This is a genomic window from Cytobacillus sp. FSL W7-1323 (genome assembly GCF_038595015.1).
Lineage (GTDB): Bacteria > Bacillota > Bacilli > Bacillales > Cytobacillaceae > Cytobacillus > Cytobacillus kochii.
Genome location: NZ_CP151998.1, coordinates 995,422 through 1,011,235 on the forward strand (window position 1 = coordinate 995,422; position 15,814 = coordinate 1,011,235).

Annotated in this window: 16 protein-coding genes; 11 read left to right on the plus strand and 5 right to left on the minus strand. The window is 35.8% G+C overall.

Annotated features, from left to right (window positions below):
* The first annotated feature begins 395 nt into the window (after positions 1 to 395).
* The 5 genes from MKX67_RS05185 (at position 396) to MKX67_RS05205 (ending at position 5,654) form a co-directional block, all read left to right on the plus strand.
* Positions 396 to 953: a class D sortase gene (locus MKX67_RS05185; RefSeq protein WP_095370335.1), complete on the plus strand. Its 558-nt coding sequence runs from the start codon at positions 396 to 398 to the stop codon at positions 951 to 953.
* Between the two features lie 140 nt (positions 954 to 1,093).
* Positions 1,094 to 2,017, plus strand: coding sequence for a ketopantoate reductase family protein (locus MKX67_RS05190; protein WP_095370334.1), 924 nt, complete (start codon positions 1,094 to 1,096; stop codon positions 2,015 to 2,017).
* A gap of 61 nt (positions 2,018 to 2,078) precedes the next feature.
* Entirely contained in the window at positions 2,079 to 3,521 is a 1,443-nt protein-coding gene (locus MKX67_RS05195) for a PAS domain S-box protein (RefSeq protein WP_095370333.1), read from the plus strand.
* Between the two features lie 298 nt (positions 3,522 to 3,819).
* A complete protein-coding gene (locus tag MKX67_RS05200; protein ID WP_095370332.1) occupies positions 3,820 to 4,476 on the plus strand; it encodes a 5-bromo-4-chloroindolyl phosphate hydrolysis family protein in 657 nt (218 codons plus the stop codon).
* Positions 4,473 to 5,654 carry a toxic anion resistance protein gene (locus tag MKX67_RS05205; RefSeq protein WP_095370331.1) on the plus strand — a complete coding sequence of 394 codons (1,182 nt, stop codon included), beginning with the start codon at positions 4,473 to 4,475 and terminating at the stop codon, positions 5,652 to 5,654. Before MKX67_RS05200 ends, MKX67_RS05205 begins: the two co-directional genes overlap by 4 nt.
* A 162-nt stretch (positions 5,655 to 5,816) precedes the next feature.
* Here MKX67_RS05205 and MKX67_RS05210 read toward each other — a convergent pair whose 3' ends face one another.
* Positions 5,817 to 7,469, minus strand: coding sequence for a PAS domain S-box protein (locus MKX67_RS05210; RefSeq protein WP_342488981.1), 1,653 nt, complete (start codon positions 7,467 to 7,469; stop codon positions 5,817 to 5,819).
* A gap of 174 nt (positions 7,470 to 7,643) precedes the next feature.
* Between MKX67_RS05210 and MKX67_RS05215 the strand changes: the two genes are divergently transcribed.
* From MKX67_RS05215 to MKX67_RS05235, 5 genes are all read left to right on the plus strand, one after another.
* Entirely contained in the window at positions 7,644 to 7,877 is a 234-nt protein-coding gene (locus MKX67_RS05215; protein ID WP_095370329.1) for an excisionase family DNA-binding protein, read from the plus strand.
* 19 nt (positions 7,878 to 7,896) lie between these two features.
* Positions 7,897 to 8,343 (plus strand): GNAT family N-acetyltransferase, encoded by a 447-nt coding sequence (locus MKX67_RS05220; RefSeq protein WP_307317167.1) that lies wholly within the window; start codon positions 7,897 to 7,899, stop codon positions 8,341 to 8,343.
* 85 nt (positions 8,344 to 8,428) lie between these two features.
* The gene (locus MKX67_RS05225) at positions 8,429 to 8,989 is read left to right on the plus strand and encodes an FAD-dependent oxidoreductase (RefSeq protein WP_342488982.1); all 561 of its coding nucleotides are present in this window, start codon (positions 8,429 to 8,431) and stop codon (positions 8,987 to 8,989) included.
* A gap of 404 nt (positions 8,990 to 9,393) precedes the next feature.
* Positions 9,394 to 10,791: a M20/M25/M40 family metallo-hydrolase gene (locus tag MKX67_RS05230; RefSeq protein WP_095370326.1), complete on the plus strand. Its 1,398-nt coding sequence runs from the start codon at positions 9,394 to 9,396 to the stop codon at positions 10,789 to 10,791.
* Between the two features lie 134 nt (positions 10,792 to 10,925).
* Complete coding sequence (locus tag MKX67_RS05235; protein ID WP_233435304.1) at positions 10,926 to 11,870, plus strand: DMT family transporter; 945 nt, start codon at positions 10,926 to 10,928, stop codon at positions 11,868 to 11,870.
* Positions 11,871 to 11,964: 94 nt separating this feature from the next.
* On the opposite strand, the gene MKX67_RS05240 is transcribed toward MKX67_RS05235, so the two are convergent.
* A complete protein-coding gene (locus MKX67_RS05240; RefSeq protein ID WP_341050113.1) occupies positions 11,965 to 12,924 on the minus strand; it encodes a D-2-hydroxyacid dehydrogenase in 960 nt (319 codons plus the stop codon).
* A gap of 93 nt (positions 12,925 to 13,017) precedes the next feature.
* Positions 13,018 to 13,860, minus strand: coding sequence for an MBL fold metallo-hydrolase (locus MKX67_RS05245; protein WP_342488983.1), 843 nt, complete (start codon positions 13,858 to 13,860; stop codon positions 13,018 to 13,020).
* A 157-nt stretch (positions 13,861 to 14,017) separates the two neighbouring features.
* On the opposite strand from MKX67_RS05245, the gene MKX67_RS05250 reads away from it, so the two are divergent.
* Positions 14,018 to 14,737 carry a glycerophosphodiester phosphodiesterase gene (locus tag MKX67_RS05250; protein WP_095370323.1) on the plus strand — a complete coding sequence of 240 codons (720 nt, stop codon included), beginning with the start codon at positions 14,018 to 14,020 and terminating at the stop codon, positions 14,735 to 14,737.
* A 43-nt stretch (positions 14,738 to 14,780) separates the two neighbouring features.
* Here MKX67_RS05250 and MKX67_RS05255 read toward each other — a convergent pair whose 3' ends face one another.
* Together MKX67_RS05255 and MKX67_RS05260 are read right to left on the minus strand one after the other, a co-directional pair.
* A complete protein-coding gene (locus tag MKX67_RS05255) occupies positions 14,781 to 15,026 on the minus strand; it encodes a DUF2164 family protein (RefSeq protein ID WP_095370322.1) in 246 nt (81 codons plus the stop codon).
* A gap of 56 nt (positions 15,027 to 15,082) precedes the next feature.
* Positions 15,083 to 15,736, minus strand: coding sequence for an SIMPL domain-containing protein (locus tag MKX67_RS05260; protein ID WP_342488984.1), 654 nt, complete (start codon positions 15,734 to 15,736; stop codon positions 15,083 to 15,085).
* Positions 15,737 to 15,814 lie beyond the last annotated feature (78 nt).

The following is a 15,814-nucleotide window of genomic DNA, read 5'->3' on the forward strand; positions in this document are numbered from 1 at the left end:
TTGTTCTTCTAGGAGAGTTTTCTGATGTCATTACCTAGATACATATGAAAATGAGCGCTTGGTGTTGGATAAATACGATGGTCACTAAATTGCACAAACTTTGGTGCGGCTTGATCTCCATCCACTCGTTTGAACGAATACCGAACCACCTGATTACCAGCTTCATAAGTAAGGATATTTAATCCATCCTATTCAATGTTCCAGAAAGTGTAGTGTCTTTTTGTGCACTTGTTGACTATATTTTGGTATGCAGTTTTTTAAATATAAATCGTAATTATTATTATTTACAGCGGGTGGAAAAAATAAAATATTGCTACCAGATTACTAGCGATTTACTATATACTGGAATTAAGATTTAGTAGAATAATTCGTTTTTGAATGGAGTGTAGACGAGCTTGAAAAAAGTCGGTCTTAGTATGATGTTTATTGGTTTATTATTTATCGGATTTAGTGTTTGGACAATTGTTGCTGGTAATGTGAAGGAATCCCAGTCATTACAAGTGGCCAAGGCAAAGGTAGCTGAAGGGGCGAAAAAGGCAGAAGCTTATTTGCCGAAAAAAGGAGAAGCAGCAGGGATACTTTTGATACCGAAGCTTGATGCAGAATTACCCATTATTGAGGGAGTTGATGCAGATGATCTGGCTAAAGGAGTTGGCCATTATTTAGGGAGTTTATATCCCGATGAAGGAGGTCAAATTGTACTTTCAGGTCATAGGGACACTGTCTTTAGAGGGATGGGCAAGTTAAAATTAAATGATATTTTCACTATAAAAGTACCATATGGAGAATTTGATTATAAAATTACTAAAACAAAAATTGTCGATAAAGAAGATACAAGTGTCATTACATTGCAACAAACAGAAGAAGAATTAATTGTTACTACTTGTTACCCTTTTAGTTTTGTGGGAGATGCACCTGAGAGATATATTATTTATGCCGAGCGAGTTAAATAGTCTTAAGACGAAAATATAGAGCAATAAATAGGTAAGAAATCCTTATTCATATAAAATTATTAAACTAACTTTCTCTAGCCCCTTATTTTTTTAGAATTTTGTGATAAAATTTTCAATAAAAGTATGAAAGGGTTAGATGAATGGGGATTCAATCAGTTTCTTTTATTGGATTGGGTGCGTTGGGCGTTCTTTTCGGTAGCCAAATGAACCTTTCATTACCAAAAGGTGCACTTACATTTGTTGCTGATGAGGCAAGAGTGAAAAAATATAAAGAGAAAGGAGTTTATGCAAACCAACAGTTTTGCGATTTTGATTATAGAACACCAGAAAGTATAAAAAAACCAGTTGATTTACTCATCTTTTCAGTTAAAGCAGATGGGTTGGATGCTGCCATTGAATTAGCTAAGCCAATTGTCAATGAGCATACAATCATTCTTTCTTTATTAAACGGGATTTCAAGTGAACGCATATTAGGTAGTGTATTTGGAGAAGACAAAGTTTTATATAGCGTAGCCCAAGGGATGGATGCTGTTAAAGTAAACAATATACTAAGCTATCATCATATGGGGATGATTTGTTTTGGCGATCAGGAGGCTGGTGAGACATCAAAAATGACAAAGGAAGTAGCTGAATTTTTCGATCGCACAGGTATTCCGTATGAAGTAGATACTAATATGATAAAGAGACAGTGGGGCAAATTCATGTTGAATGTGGGTGTGAATCAGACAGTTGCAGTCTATCGGGGGAATTATGGAACAATTCAAGTAGAGGGAGAGCCGAGAGAAACGATGATTGCAGCAATGCGAGAAGTGATCCGTATAGCACAGTATGAAGGGGTCACTTTAACAGAAGATGACTTATCGTATTGGCTAAATGTTCTCAATCAATTAAATGCAGAGGGTAAGCCGTCTATGGCACAAGATGTCGAGGCTGGAAGGAAAAGTGAAGTGGAGCTTTTTGCGGGAACGGTAATAGCATTGTATAAAAAGCACAAGCTAGCACAACCAACCACAAATCAAATGTTATATGAAAACATTCAACATATTGATAGTCATTCAGTTTAAGACCACTGAAAAGAAATAAAATTGTAGAATAAACTGGGTTAGAGGAAGTTTGGAGGTTTCTATGTCAAAGAATGATGCGCTTTTTCAAAATCATAGTAGCCTAAAGGTGGTTTACCCAATTGAGGTTACTCACTTATTAATGAACCATACATCTGCAGCTATCGTTTTGACAAGCATAAATCATCGGATAAATAAAATTAATCCATCGTATACGGACTTATTGGGCTACCGTGAACAAGATGCACTTGGTACGAATTTATATACTCATTTGCGGTTGAAGAAGGACAATATATTAAAGCCCTTTCAAGATAAAGCGGAAGCAAAGGGTATTCATAAAGATGGCCATCTTATTAATTTGGAATTATCGCATTATCCCATTTATGATTCGTTAGAGCAAATTGCTGGTGGGATTACATTTATTAAAGAATTGGCGGATTCTGAATGTATAGAGGATATTGTCTCAAATAATTTAGGAATCAGTCGATTAATTACAGAGCATACGTCAGATTTAATTTTACTGTACGGACTAGATAAGAAGGTTATTTATGTATCCCCGTCCTTTGAGGAATTATTAGGGTTGGAAAAAGGCACCTATCTGGGGAAAGGTGTAATGGATCATATGAATAAAGAAGAAAGAGAGTACAGTGAATTATTGTATAAAAAAATTAATGATACCGGAGAATCCCAAATTCTTCAATCACGCATGAAAACGAGTAGTGGGAATATCATATATATTGAGTCTAATATTTCTCCGATTTTTAATGAATTTAATGAAATTCAATTGTATGTTTGTGTCGGTAGGGACGTCACTGATCGTGTGAAAAATGATGATGCTCTAAGAAATTTAGATCGCCTATCCATTATTGGTCAACTAGCGGCCAGTGTGGCACATGAGATCAGAAATCCACTGACATCGTTAAAGGGTTTCTCAAAACTATTACATTATATGGAGGAGAAAGATAAACAGAAAGAGTATTTATCAATTATTTCTCATGAACTAGAGCGTATTGACGGAATTGTCAACGAATTTATGTCTTTAGCTAAGCCGCAAGTAGTTGATTATGATTATTTTGACCTTTATGAGATTTTAGAAGCTACATTCAAATTTCTTCACCCACAAGCCATGATGTGTAATGTTCAAATTCGATTCTTAAAGCCAGATCAACAAATTGAATTACTTTGTAATCAAAATCAATTAAAGCAAGTATTTATTAATTTCTTAAAAAACTCTATAGAGTCAATGCCAAATGGTGGAGAAGTAATTATAGCTATAGAAGTATTAAGAAATAAAAGAGTAAGAATAAATTTTAAAGACGAGGGTATAGGTATAAGCTCAGATCGTTTGCATTATTTAGGTACCCCTTTTTATACTACTAAGGATAAAGGAATCGGTTTAGGACTAACTGTTAGCAATAAAATTATCCAAGAGCATAATGGAACGATGAAGATTGATAGTAAACCAGGTGGCGGTACAATAGTAACCGTTGAACTAGGCTATTCATAAAAGGATTCATCGTTTTAAGAATGATACATAAATGAATGCATTAATATTTTGAAAATGCATTTTTTTATATTTGATCATTATTTCAGCCTTTCTCGCTATTTAAGCGAGTTTTTTTGTAAATATTTGCTTTAAGACTTAAGGCTTAGTTGGAATTACAATCTTAGTCCATGGAAAAAACTCCTTCAAATGTTGTATTCTTATACTGTAAGGGTAAGTAAAAATAAGTTCACTTATTTTGAAACTTAAATAAGACGAATTACGTAAATAGTATAAGCGGTAAAGTCAGGAGTCGATAATTTTGAACCCGTTCTATGTGTTTTTTCTACGGATACTTATCACTGTACCTGTGTCTGTGTTGACATGGTTAATTAGCTACTTTTTTATGAATTACGGTTTTTGGATGAGTGGACTAATTGGTGCTGGTGTGGGTGTATTTACGTATTGGTTGAGTGGAATAATTATTGTCCATCGTTGGATGAAAAGTAAGGGACTCAAGCGGAAAGAGTTTCGTTTTATCCAAGATAATTTAGATGATGCCCGAATCAAGATGAGTCGTTTACATCGTGCTTTAATGGCAATTCGCCATTGGCCATCTGGTCGTCAACGTAAAGATTTTATTAAAGTGACAAAAAGGATTTACCAGCTTGTGCAAAAGGAGCCGAGACGCTTTTATCAAGCTGAATCATTCTTCTATTCGCATTTGGATTCAGCGGTAGAACTCGCTGAAAAATATGTTTTTCTTTCCTCACAACCGAAGAAAGATTGGGAACTTGAGCAATCATTAACAGAGACCAGAAAAACTTTGCAAGAGCTAATGGTTCATGTAGATAAGGATTTACGTTCAGTGCTAGCGAATGATATTGATGATCTTCATTATGAAATAGATGTAGCCAAACATAACATTAAGAAATTAAAAGATGAGAAAACGAATGATGAAAGTAGGCGATTAAAATGACAAAAGAAAAAAATACGTCAAATCAACCTACCCTTGGTGCAGATATATTGGATGATCTTTTAGCGGACCCTTTTGGTAATGACGACGAGACAGTCACAAAGGTTAAAAGTGAGGACTCATCTAGTCGTGTAAAATTGATTGATGTCATTCCAGAGGAAAACCGGCAAAAAGCTTACCAATTAGCTGAACAAATCGACCCAAGTAATCATCAAGCTATGATTTCATATGGTACGCCTGCTCAATCAAAGTTACTCAATTTTTCACATGCGATGCTTGACCATGTGCAAAGAAAAGATGTCGGCGAAGTAGGCTCAATTTTGGGCGAACTTATGCAAAAATTTAATGAAGTGAACCCGGATGATTTAAAGCATGAAAAACAAGGCTTTTTCTCAAAAATATTTGGCAAGCTTTCAGGTTCTGTCCATGAAGTATTGTCGCAATATCAAAAGGTAGGCGCACAAATTGATCGCATCAGTGTGAAGTTAGAGCGAAGTAAAAACCTGCTTCTCTCAGACATTGTTATGCTAGATAAGCTGTATGAAAGCAATAAAGAATATTTCCATGCCTTAAATATTTATATCGCTGCAGGGGAACTAAAGCTCGAGGAAATGAGAGAACAATCGATTCCGGATCTAAAAAAGAAAGCTGAATCATCACAGGATCAAATGAAAGTACAGGAAGTGAATGACTTAGTCCAATTTGCTGAAAGATTGGATAAACGTTTATACGATTTAAAGTTAAGTCGAGAAATCACCATCCAAAGTGCGCCACAAATTAGACTGATCCAAAATACAAATCAAGCGCTAGTAGAAAAGATACAATCATCCATTATGACTGCTATTCCATTATGGAAGAATCAAGTCTCTATTGCTTTAACTTTGATTCGCCAACGCCATGCAGTAGAAGCGCAAAAGCATGTCTCAAAGGCAACGAATGACTTACTATTGAAGAATGCAGAAATGCTAAAAATGAACACTATAGAAACAGCGAGAGAGAACGAACGCGGTTTAGTAGATATAGAAACATTAAAGAAAACCCAGCAAAACCTAGTCGAAACGATTGAAGAAACATTGCGCATCCAAGAAGAAGGTCGACATAAAAGAAAACAAGCGGAAAGTGATCTAGCCCATATGGAAAACGACTTGAGGCTAAAACTATTAGAAGTAAAAGATAAATAATGTCATTAGGCACGAACAAATGCTAATTTAGTATTTGTTTGTGCCTTTTTGAGTGGAAGAATAATTGAACTGAAAGGGCATATCTAGAAAGGATCAATACTTATGTTAAAGACTAAAGAATAGCCAAGCAAAATACCAATGTTCCGGCTTTTGGCTTTTTCATTATCCAACTGGGACACGCGAAGCGATTTGTATCGGTAGCTTGACAGTTACTGTTGTTCCCTCATGTAAAATACTTGAGAAATGAATGGAACCATTGTGGCTTTGAACTATCTTATTGCTGACAGTTAAACCAAGACCAGTACCTTTTTCTTTGGATGAATAAAAAGGTTCTCCGAGTTTTGTTAATAATTCTGGAGACATGCCATCGCCATTATCAGATATTTTTATGATAGCAGTATCCTCTTCCTTTTCTAATGAAATCATGATTTGACCGTCTCCGTCAGTTGAGGCTTCAATAGCATTTTTAATTAAATTGATAAATAATTGTTTAAGTTGATTAGGTTCACACAGTATAGAAATTTGCGTACGTAAATATGACTTTAATTGAATTTGGATATTATGGAGTGATGCTTCCGTTTTTAATAGTGAAATGACATTATGGAGTAATTCATAGATATCTGCTTGAATGAATTTAATCTCTTGTGGTTTGGCTAGTAGTAATAGTTCGCTAACAATATGATTGATGCGATCCAATTCTTCTTCCATAATGCGATAATAAAATTCATGTTTACTGTCTTCTGTCGTTAATACTTGTACAAATCCTTTTAACGAAGTGAGTGGGTTTCTTATTTCATGAGCCACACTCGCTGATAGTTCACCAACTACAGATAATTTTTCCGTTTTTCTTAATTGTTCTTCAGCTAATCGTAGCTTTGTGACGTCTTTCCCATAACAAATAATACCAGCTTGTTTATTATTGATAATCATAGGCACAGCTGTACATTCTAAGATGATTTGAGGACCATTTTTATGGTTCATCGCCATCTCACATTGTATATGTTGATTCGTTTGTCGTATGTGTTCAAGACTTTTAAATAATTCATCATGTAAGTCTTTAGGAAATAGGTGGGTGATGGGTTGTTGGAGTACTTCTTCTGGCTGATAACCGGTTATCTCCTTAAATTGGGGGTTTGCTTGAGTAATCCGTCCGGATAAATCCATCATGACGATCATATCTTGGCTGTACAAAAACAGCGATTTATATTGCTGTTGACTTTCTTGTAATAATTCATCCAATCTCTTTTTTTCGGAAATATCTCTACCGATAATTACAAGCCCTTTTCTACTTCGGTCTTCATGAAAAAGAGGAACTTTAATTGTGTCGAATATCTTCTTTGTTCCATCGGGTTGTAATATATTTTCCTCGATTCTCGCAATTTTTCCACTATCCCATGTTTCCTCATCTGAAATCATACAATGAGCGAAGGAGTTTTTGTAAAAACTTCTTGCTTGATCGCCGAGTTCAATATCTGTTTTTCCTCGATATTGGTCTTCTTCAAGATTAAATAGTTCAAGGGCGACTTTATTTGCTTCGATCCATCTCCCTTTTTCGTCTTTAAAATTTACGAAATCGACCATTGCATTAATAAGTGTGGATAATCTCTCTTTATCTTCTTTGGATGTATTTAGTTCTTCAATTCTTTTTATAAAATAGTAGAAGAGACAAGTTGTAAAGGAGATATATAAAATTTCTTTTATATGTATCATGGAGATTAAGTTGGATGATGTATGAAATTCCCTAATGAGTAGGTTTGTTGAAATGACCCAAATGATACTTCCTAAAAAAAAGAAGATTAAGAATTTTGTTTTCATATCTATGCTCCTGTTCTGTAAAACAAATAATCACTATACTTTATAGTAATCGATTATGAAAAATTTTGCCATTAAAGATTGAGTATTTTAATAATTAAGTATGATAGTAGGAGAAATAAGCGTTAAAGAAATAAGTTATAATAGTAGAAACTAGTTGGAGGAGATGAAGTAATCATGTATTTAACAATAGAAGAGACAGCTCAATATTTATCGGTATCAGTCAGTTATGTAGAAGAGTTGATCCTCCAAGGTAAAATTCGTGTCATTCATGATAGCGAGGGAGCAGTACTCATTTATAAAGATCAATTTAAAACCCATTTTCAACAATTAGAAAAATATAAAAAATTGGTGGAAGAGTTATCGAAGGAACCAATTCCAGAAGATCGGGATATAAAGGATGAAGATTAATACGTAAGGATGTGACATGATGAAGTTAAAGCTCGTTAATGAAGATAAGAAAAGATATATAGATCTGCTACTGCTTGCAGATGAACAAGAGAATATGATTGATCAGTATTTAGAGCGGGGAGACCTTTATATTTTCGAGGAAAAACAAAAGTTAATCGGCGTTTGTGTTGTAACAAAGGAGAATGAAGATATATATGAAATAAAGAATCTGGCTGTTGCCCCACATTTAAAACGAAAAGGATATGGCAAAAAGATGATTCAGCTTGTGGAAGATTTCTATAAAGGGAGAGCCCGCAAGCTTCAAGTAGGAACGGGAGATAGTCCCCTTACGATCCCTTTTTACCAGGCGTGTGGATTTCATATTTCTCATCAGATTGATGATTTCTTTGTGAAACATTATGACCGCCCTATTTATGAGGGTGGTAAACAACTCATTCATATGGTGATTTTACAAAAGCAGCTTTGACCTCTAAAAGGATAGAATGTTTTACATTTCTAATTATTTTGTCTATTCTAGAAAAGAGAGAGTATTTCTTGAGGAGGAATGGAACATGTATGATATTCTAATCGTTGGAGCAGGGCCTTCTGGTGCGAGTGCAGCTTTATTTGCTGCTAAAGCGGGGAAGAAAGTGATTGTTATTGATAATGACAAAGGTGTAACAAAAAGGGCTTGGGTTGAAAACCATTATGGTGTATTAGAGGTATCAGGTCCGGATTTGGTTAGCACAGGGAAAAAACAGGCAGAGAAATTTGGGGCAGAATTAGTAGATGCAACAGTAAAATCTATTGAGAAAAAAGAAGAAGGTTTCGTTGTTACTACTTCTGAAGGTAGTTATGAAACGAAACATGTCATTTTAGCAACAGGGTTCTTGGCTGATTTAGCCGAAAAAGCAGGTGTACAAACGAAACCGGGAACAGAGCCAAGAGTAAAAACCATTATTGATGTAGATGCATCAGGTCAAACCAATATTCCTGGCATCTGGGCTGCAGGTACGACAGCAGGTGTAAGTGTACATACAATTATTACTGCTGGTGATGGCGCGAAGGTAGCTATTAATGTAATTAGTGAGATAAATGGTGAGCGTTATGTTGACCATGATGTATTGAAATAAATAGTAGTTGTTTAAGAAGGCTGACTGTAATAGTCAGCTTTTTTGATTTGAAATTGATTGTTGGAGAACATGCCTATTTACTTAGAATTGAAGGCTGATTTTGCATTCTTAATGTATTGGAAAACTTTTTGATTTGAAATTTTATGGAATGTAAGGATCTGTGAAATTGTTTAAATATAAGCTCTCTATTAAATTACCTTCTCATTATCACTCCTTTTTATTTATATTTACCTGAGAGTAACCCTCCTCTTCTATCCATCATTTGTCATCTATCATTTGTAGTTAAAAGGTTCGTATATGAGAAACTAGCATTTTTTCCCTATTGAAAGATAGTGAATACTACACTTATTAACTCGGAATTAATAGTCTAAACTTTTAGAAAATCGATTAATAGGAGGAAAAAAATGAAGAAATCTATCTTAAAATTTAGTTTGGCTACTACTCTCGTATTTGGTGCATTAGGTGTTCATGGCTATGTTGTTAAACCTGTTGAAGCTGCTGATACACAGAGTCATTCACATCACTTCTATGACTATTTAATTACAAAGTTAGTAAATGAGCACAAAATCTATCGCAATATTGCTCATCTTGCAAAAGAGCCGAGAGTTGCGGGAACAGTTGAGGAAGATGAGGCTGTCGAATTTATCAAAAGAGAGTTTAGGAATTACGGTTATCGTGCAGATATTCAACCGTTTACCTATGTTGGGTATACACCCCCACATACGATTGAACTACAAGTCGATGGATATAATGAACAACTAAACCCTGACTACTTTACGTATTCTATTAGTGGGAATGTGAATGGGGACATCGTCTATGGCGGTCTAGGTAAACCAGAGGAATTAGGTGATGTTACAGGAAAAATTGTTTTAATCAAACGCGGAGAGTTAAGCTTCAGTGAGAAAGTGTTGAATGCAGGAGAGGCAGGGGCAGCGGGTGTAATTATTTATAATAATAGTGAGGGCTCTTTAAATGGAACTTTGGGAGCACATAATGATCAATTTGTTCCTGCGATTTCTTTGTCAAAAGCAGAGGGAGATGCGTTGCTTGCTAGTATAGAAGCCGGAGAGGTTACAGAAGCGACTATCAATATAGAAGGGGCAAGTACAGGAGAAAAAACATCTCATAATGTCATAGCGACGAAAAAACCAACCTCAAAATTAAGAGATACGAATGATATTATTGTGATCGGTGCTCACCATGATTCTGTAGCTGGTGCACCAGGGGCCAATGATGATGCTTCAGGAACAGCGATGACTCTTGAATTGGCAAGGGTACTTAAGTTATTCCCAACTGATACAGAAATTCGTTTTATTACATTTGGTGCTGAAGAAGTAGGTTTACTTGGTTCTACACATTATGTAAATAGTTTACCTGAAGATGAGCGAAATAGAATTGTGGCGAATTTTAACTTAGACATGGTCGGGAGTAGAGATGCAGGTAATTTAGTTTTGGCCACAATTGATGGGGAGCCAAACCTTGTTACCGAGTTAGCTCAAGAGACTAGCTCGAGGTTAAATGGAGAAGCGACACCGATTAGAAGTGGCGGCAGCAGTGATCATGTGCCATTTGCCGAGGTAGGTATTCCAGCAGCTTTATTTATTCACAGCCCTTCAGAACCTTGGTACCATACACCAGATGATACGATTGATAAAATTAGTAAGGAAAAACTAAAGGATGTAGCTAGTATTGTTGGAACGGCGGTATATCAACAAGCGCAAATTGATCGGATGATCAAACCTAGAAAGCAACAAGAGAAAAAGGTAGAGCCACAAATGTTTCTTGAAGAGGATTTAAAATAGGTAAGGTTCAGTTCTGTAAAGGTGGGGGCGGATGCTTCCACCTTTTCTTGCTCATCAATTGCTGACTTTCTATCCATATGAAGAAAATATATGTTAAAATTTACTTCATTACAGAGACGGAAAGAAGGATGGGAATGAACAAGCTCGGTCTATTTTTATTTATGACAATATTAATGATGATATGGGGATTTAATGTTTCCGCTATTAAAATCCTTGTCTCATCTTTCCCACCGATTACGATTACTGCTATCAGGATTCTAGTTGCGGGATTTTTTGTTTTTCTTATGCTCGGAGTTATAGGGAAAGTTAGAAGACCAAATCGGAAGGAATTTCAATATATTATATATGGTGGTCTCTTTAATATTACGGCTCATCATTTTTTCCTAGCACATGGGTTAATGGAAACAACTGGTGCTAACGGAGGATTAATTTTAGGTTCGGGGCCAGTCTTGACGGCTATTCTCTCCGCCATTATCATTAAAACCATGCCTTCACGTATGCAGATTATAGGTTTTATCTTTGGCATTATTGGTGTTTCTTTTATCGTTGTAATCGGTAATGGAGGGTTATCTGGTTTTTCTTTTGGAGATATTTATATTTTCTTATCGATTTTATCCCAAGCGTTCAGCTTTATTCTTATCAGTAAGGCAGCGAAAACTATTGATAGTAGACTACTCACTGGATATATGCTGGTTTTTGGGGGCATAATTCTCGCCATCATAGGTTTGATTTCAGAGCCTTTGGCATTTACAAATTTATTAGATGCTCCAAGTTCTTTATGGATTTTATTCTTAGCATCTGCCATTTTAGCAACGGCTATTGGACAAATGGGCTACAATTATGCGATTAGTAAAATTGGTCCTGCTGAAGCCGCCATCTTTTTAAACTTAAATACATTCTTTGCTCTTGTCGGGTCGGCATTATTTTTAGGGGAGCAAATCACGGTTTATCATTGGGTTGGTCTTGTCTTTATCATTCCTGGTGTACTCCTTGGATCAGGTGCGATTGAATCATTATTAAGAAAAAGAAGAACAGAGAAGATGAAGCCAATAAAAGAAAAAAACGTGGCAAACAAATAGGGTTGTAAATGAATTTCCTCTTAAAAGGGGTGAAAAATCCGAACGATTATTCGAAGCTTTAGCAGCGTTTAAATAATCGTTCGGACTTTGTTTTTTAATATCCTTTTTTGTAATCCACTACATTCGTATCGAGAGCATCGCCATTCAAATATTTTTTTAGGTTAGGAATGAAGATGTTTTTAATGACTCTTTCGTTGTAATGTTCGGTTGAGCCAGATGTATGTGGGGTGATGATTAAGTTATTTAATCCCCATAATGGACTATCTTCAGGGAGCGGCTCTTTTTCAAAAACATCAATACCAGCACCTTTAATTTCTCCTTCTGAAAGAGCATGATAAAGTGCGTTTTCATCAACAATTTCACCGCGTCCAATATTAATAAAAAAAGCTGTTTGTTTCATGCGTTTGAACTGTTCTTTACTGAACATATGGTATGTATCCTTCGTTAAAGGCAGGGTGACGACAATATAATCACATTTAGGTAGGATGTCGTCAAGTTCCAGTGAAGTATACATTTCATCTACGTAATCGACAGGTTTGCCTGAATGTCTAACACCAATGACATGCATATTAAACGCTTTGGCAATTCGAGCAGTTTCTTGTCCAATCATTCCAACACCAATTATACCGATGGTCTTTCCATGCATTTCGAGTTTGTTACCAGTTCCATCCCATACTTTTTCTTGTTGTTGTTTAACATAACGGTCGATACTTCTTGTTAAACCTAACATCAATGCAAAAATCGTCTCCGAAATTGGATAAGCATGTACCCCGTTTGCACTTGTTAGAAGGATGTTTTTCTTGTCAAAGTCTTCGAGTGGCAAATAATTCACACCAGCACTCCATGTTTGAATCCAACGAAGGTTAGCATTATTCGCATAGGTATCATGCATACGATGTTTCCAAGCAACAATCACTTCTGCATCCTTCATATGACTCTCCCAAACTTCGTTATCCTTCCCTATGATGTGTTCCCAATCAGGAGTGATTTCTGTAATGGCTGTTTTAAGTTCCTCGCTTAAGTTTTGTGTGATAATCATTTTTCTTTTAGACATAAGGTATCCTCCATCGGTAGAAATTTTTCAAGTCTACCCTTAATAATAGCAAAATCTTCAGGATACCGAAATAAAAGATATTGAATATTACTATTATTCGTCGTCTTTTATATATCTACCAGTTTCAGGAATTGCGATGTCATCAAACTCCCTTACAAGAGTAATCAGGCTTTGTTGGAGAGTTTGTTCAGCCATAGGAATACCATGTCCTGTGATGGCGATATGAGGATTAAGGTCAGAGAGTTTTCTGACAGATTCTTTTGCTAGTTGCCAATCAGTGGTTAAATACCTTGGGGGACCACTAATTTCTTGCTCCTGTGTCATCACTTTAAAAAGGGACTCTTGTTTAACGGTACAAAAGGCATCTCCAGCAATTAAGACACCATCGCTTTTGCGGTAAAGCGAGATATGACCTTCTGTATGTCCAGGAGTATGAAACCACTGCCAACCGGGCATTTCGTCAATATGACCGTCTCTTGGTAACGGTTTTATATGTTGTGAAATATTAATACCTTCATTAGGGAATAAATTCGAAAACTTAGCTAATAATCCACCATCAACTGTATTATCAGGTTCTGGATAATCTTTCCGACCAGTTAAATAAGGTAATTCCATCGAATGAGCATAAACAGGGACATTCCATACTTCTAATAGCTCATGAATCGCACCTACGTGATCAAAATGTCCATGTGTTAATATGATCGCAACAGGTTTCGCACCCTTTCCATATAATTCTTCTGCAGCTTCAATAATTTTTTGGGCTGATTTTGGCATACCAGCATCAACAAGGACCCATGCATCCTCTGCTGTTTTAACAAAACAAACATTAACGATTTGAATGTTTATATAATCAACACCTTCTGCAGAATTAACAATCATACCGCTCGTTGTTGAGGTGATAGGCATATAATGTTGCTCAGAATCATACTCTCTCATAAGATTTTATCTCCTTTACATGTCTTTATATGAGAGTATACCCTGCTTACATTCGATTAATCTTTAACATCAATAAAAAGGAATTTTTTACAAACGATTCATACTGTGTTTAAATAATTTTTATACAATTGTAGAAAAGGGAGAGGATGGTTGAGCAATGATATTTGCCCACCGTGGATTAAGTGGTCGCTTTCCGGAGAATACAATGCTTGCTTTTGAAGCTGCAAGAAAAGCTGGTGTTCACGGAATCGAATTAGATGTCCAATTATCTAAAGATGGTGAACTTGTCATCATTCATGATGAGAAAATCAATCGGACAACAGATGGTACAGGGTTTATCAGGGATTTTAAATATAAAGATATTGTGCAATTTGATGCAGGGAGCTGGTTTAACACCGAATTTAACCATGCGAGAATCCCACGATTAGAAGAGGTTTTTCAATGGGCGAAAGAGGAGAATAATGAATTGGTTATAAATGTAGAATTGAAAAATGATGTCTTTCGTTACGATGGTATGGAGGAGAAGGTGTTAACTTTAATTGAGCAATATGGTTTAAGAGATCGAATCATTCTTTCATCTTTTAACCCTGAGAGTGTGAAGAGAATACGAACATTAGATAATGAAATAAATACAGGGTATTTAATTCTAGGTATACATGCTAATGCAATTAAGGTAGCTCAGAATATTGGAGCCGATGCTATTCATTGTCAAAAAGAATTTGTGCAATCCATACATGGTATACAGGCAATAGAAAACAAAATCCCATTACGTACTTATACAATTAATCGATGGTCCGATGCTCAATCACTACTCAACCAAGGCGTTGAGGTGGTTATGACCGATTTCTGTGATGAATTTGTATCCAACTATCAATAAATGGAATAGACAAAAAAGTGGCTGAATTGGCCACTTTTTTTTATTAACGTCGAATGGGGCGTTCTAAGGTTAATACCTCATCTTCAATACTAGCAAACTGTTCTTTTAGCATGGATTGAGTCTCTTGGATAGCTGCATTGTAAAAGTGAGGGGCGAGTGATTCTTTAAAAAAATCTAACACACGTTCAGCAGCGAATTCGGAAAGATCCTCGTCTTTTTCCTGAAGAAAAAACTGTTGGATTTCTTCAATCATTTGTTGTTGCTGTTCTTTTGTCAGTCGATAAAACATGTAATGGCCTCCATTTCTATACGACCATCATACACCATGAATGATTAAGATGCATGTTATGAATAACGAAAAACGGCAGTTATTATGGCTTCCACGATGATTTCACCAGGTTCAATGGGCGGAGAAGCAATAGATTGAAGAGCAATTTTCTGTGTGAAGGGCTGTATTTGTCTGCTGTCTTCGGTAATCTTTATCGGGGTAAGATCTACTGTTACATTTAAAACATTAGCTATAGATTGGGCTTTACTTATCGCATCCACTAATGCCTCATTTAATGCCTTATAATACCACTTCTGTTTCTCCGTTAATCCAAATTCAAGACTATTTATTTGATTGGCTCCGTGTTCCATTGCTAAAGCAATAATTGTACCTATTTGATTAAGTTGACTGACGGTAACGCGGACTTCATTTGTCACTTGATAGCCTGAAATCTGCGAAGAATCATCTTGTTGATGGTAGATGGGCTGTACATTAAAGTGAGTCGTTTGTATTTGTTTTTCATTGATACCGGCTTGTTTTAAAGCAGAAAGGAAAGATTCTGTGGCTTGTGTATTTTCCTTTTCAGCTATCTGTATATCTTCATTTTCCGATATGACACCGATATGAATAGTGGCTATATCAGGTTGGACGGAAAGTCTTCCTAAACCATTCACATGTAATCTTCGTTCTTTGTTTCGCACTTCATTATATGAATAAGGGTACATGGTCATCACCTTTCAACTCTTTATCTTATTAAGTGTATGTCGTATCACATTTTTTAGAAATGATTGTATCGCTGTGATGCAAGA

What these genes read in the sequence shown, in the direction of transcription:
- MKX67_RS05260 (WP_342488984.1), bottom strand. Translation starts at nt 15,736, where the DNA reads ATGACCATGTACCCTTATTCATATAATGAAGTGCGAAACAAAGAACGA.
- MKX67_RS05210 (WP_342488981.1), bottom strand. Translation starts at nt 7,469, where the DNA reads ATGAAAACAAAATTCTTAATCTTCTTTTTTTTAGGAAGTATCATTTGG.
- MKX67_RS05190 (WP_095370334.1), top strand. Translation starts at nt 1,094, where the DNA reads ATGGGGATTCAATCAGTTTCTTTTATTGGATTGGGTGCGTTGGGCGTT.
- MKX67_RS05235 (WP_233435304.1), top strand. Translation starts at nt 10,926, where the DNA reads ATGAACAAGCTCGGTCTATTTTTATTTATGACAATATTAATGATGATA.
- MKX67_RS05215 (WP_095370329.1), top strand. Translation starts at nt 7,644, where the DNA reads ATGTATTTAACAATAGAAGAGACAGCTCAATATTTATCGGTATCAGTC.
- MKX67_RS05245 (WP_342488983.1), bottom strand. Translation starts at nt 13,860, where the DNA reads ATGAGAGAGTATGATTCTGAGCAACATTATATGCCTATCACCTCAACA.
- MKX67_RS05220 (WP_307317167.1), top strand. Translation starts at nt 7,897, where the DNA reads ATGAAGTTAAAGCTCGTTAATGAAGATAAGAAAAGATATATAGATCTG.
- MKX67_RS05240 (WP_341050113.1), bottom strand. Translation starts at nt 12,924, where the DNA reads ATGTCTAAAAGAAAAATGATTATCACACAAAACTTAAGCGAGGAACTT.
- MKX67_RS05205 (WP_095370331.1), top strand. Translation starts at nt 4,473, where the DNA reads ATGACAAAAGAAAAAAATACGTCAAATCAACCTACCCTTGGTGCAGAT.
- MKX67_RS05195 (WP_095370333.1), top strand. Translation starts at nt 2,079, where the DNA reads ATGTCAAAGAATGATGCGCTTTTTCAAAATCATAGTAGCCTAAAGGTG.
- MKX67_RS05230 (WP_095370326.1), top strand. Translation starts at nt 9,394, where the DNA reads ATGAAGAAATCTATCTTAAAATTTAGTTTGGCTACTACTCTCGTATTT.
- MKX67_RS05255 (WP_095370322.1), bottom strand. Translation starts at nt 15,026, where the DNA reads ATGTTTTATCGACTGACAAAAGAACAGCAACAACAAATGATTGAAGAA.
- MKX67_RS05225 (WP_342488982.1), top strand. Translation starts at nt 8,429, where the DNA reads ATGTATGATATTCTAATCGTTGGAGCAGGGCCTTCTGGTGCGAGTGCA.
- MKX67_RS05250 (WP_095370323.1), top strand. Translation starts at nt 14,018, where the DNA reads ATGATATTTGCCCACCGTGGATTAAGTGGTCGCTTTCCGGAGAATACA.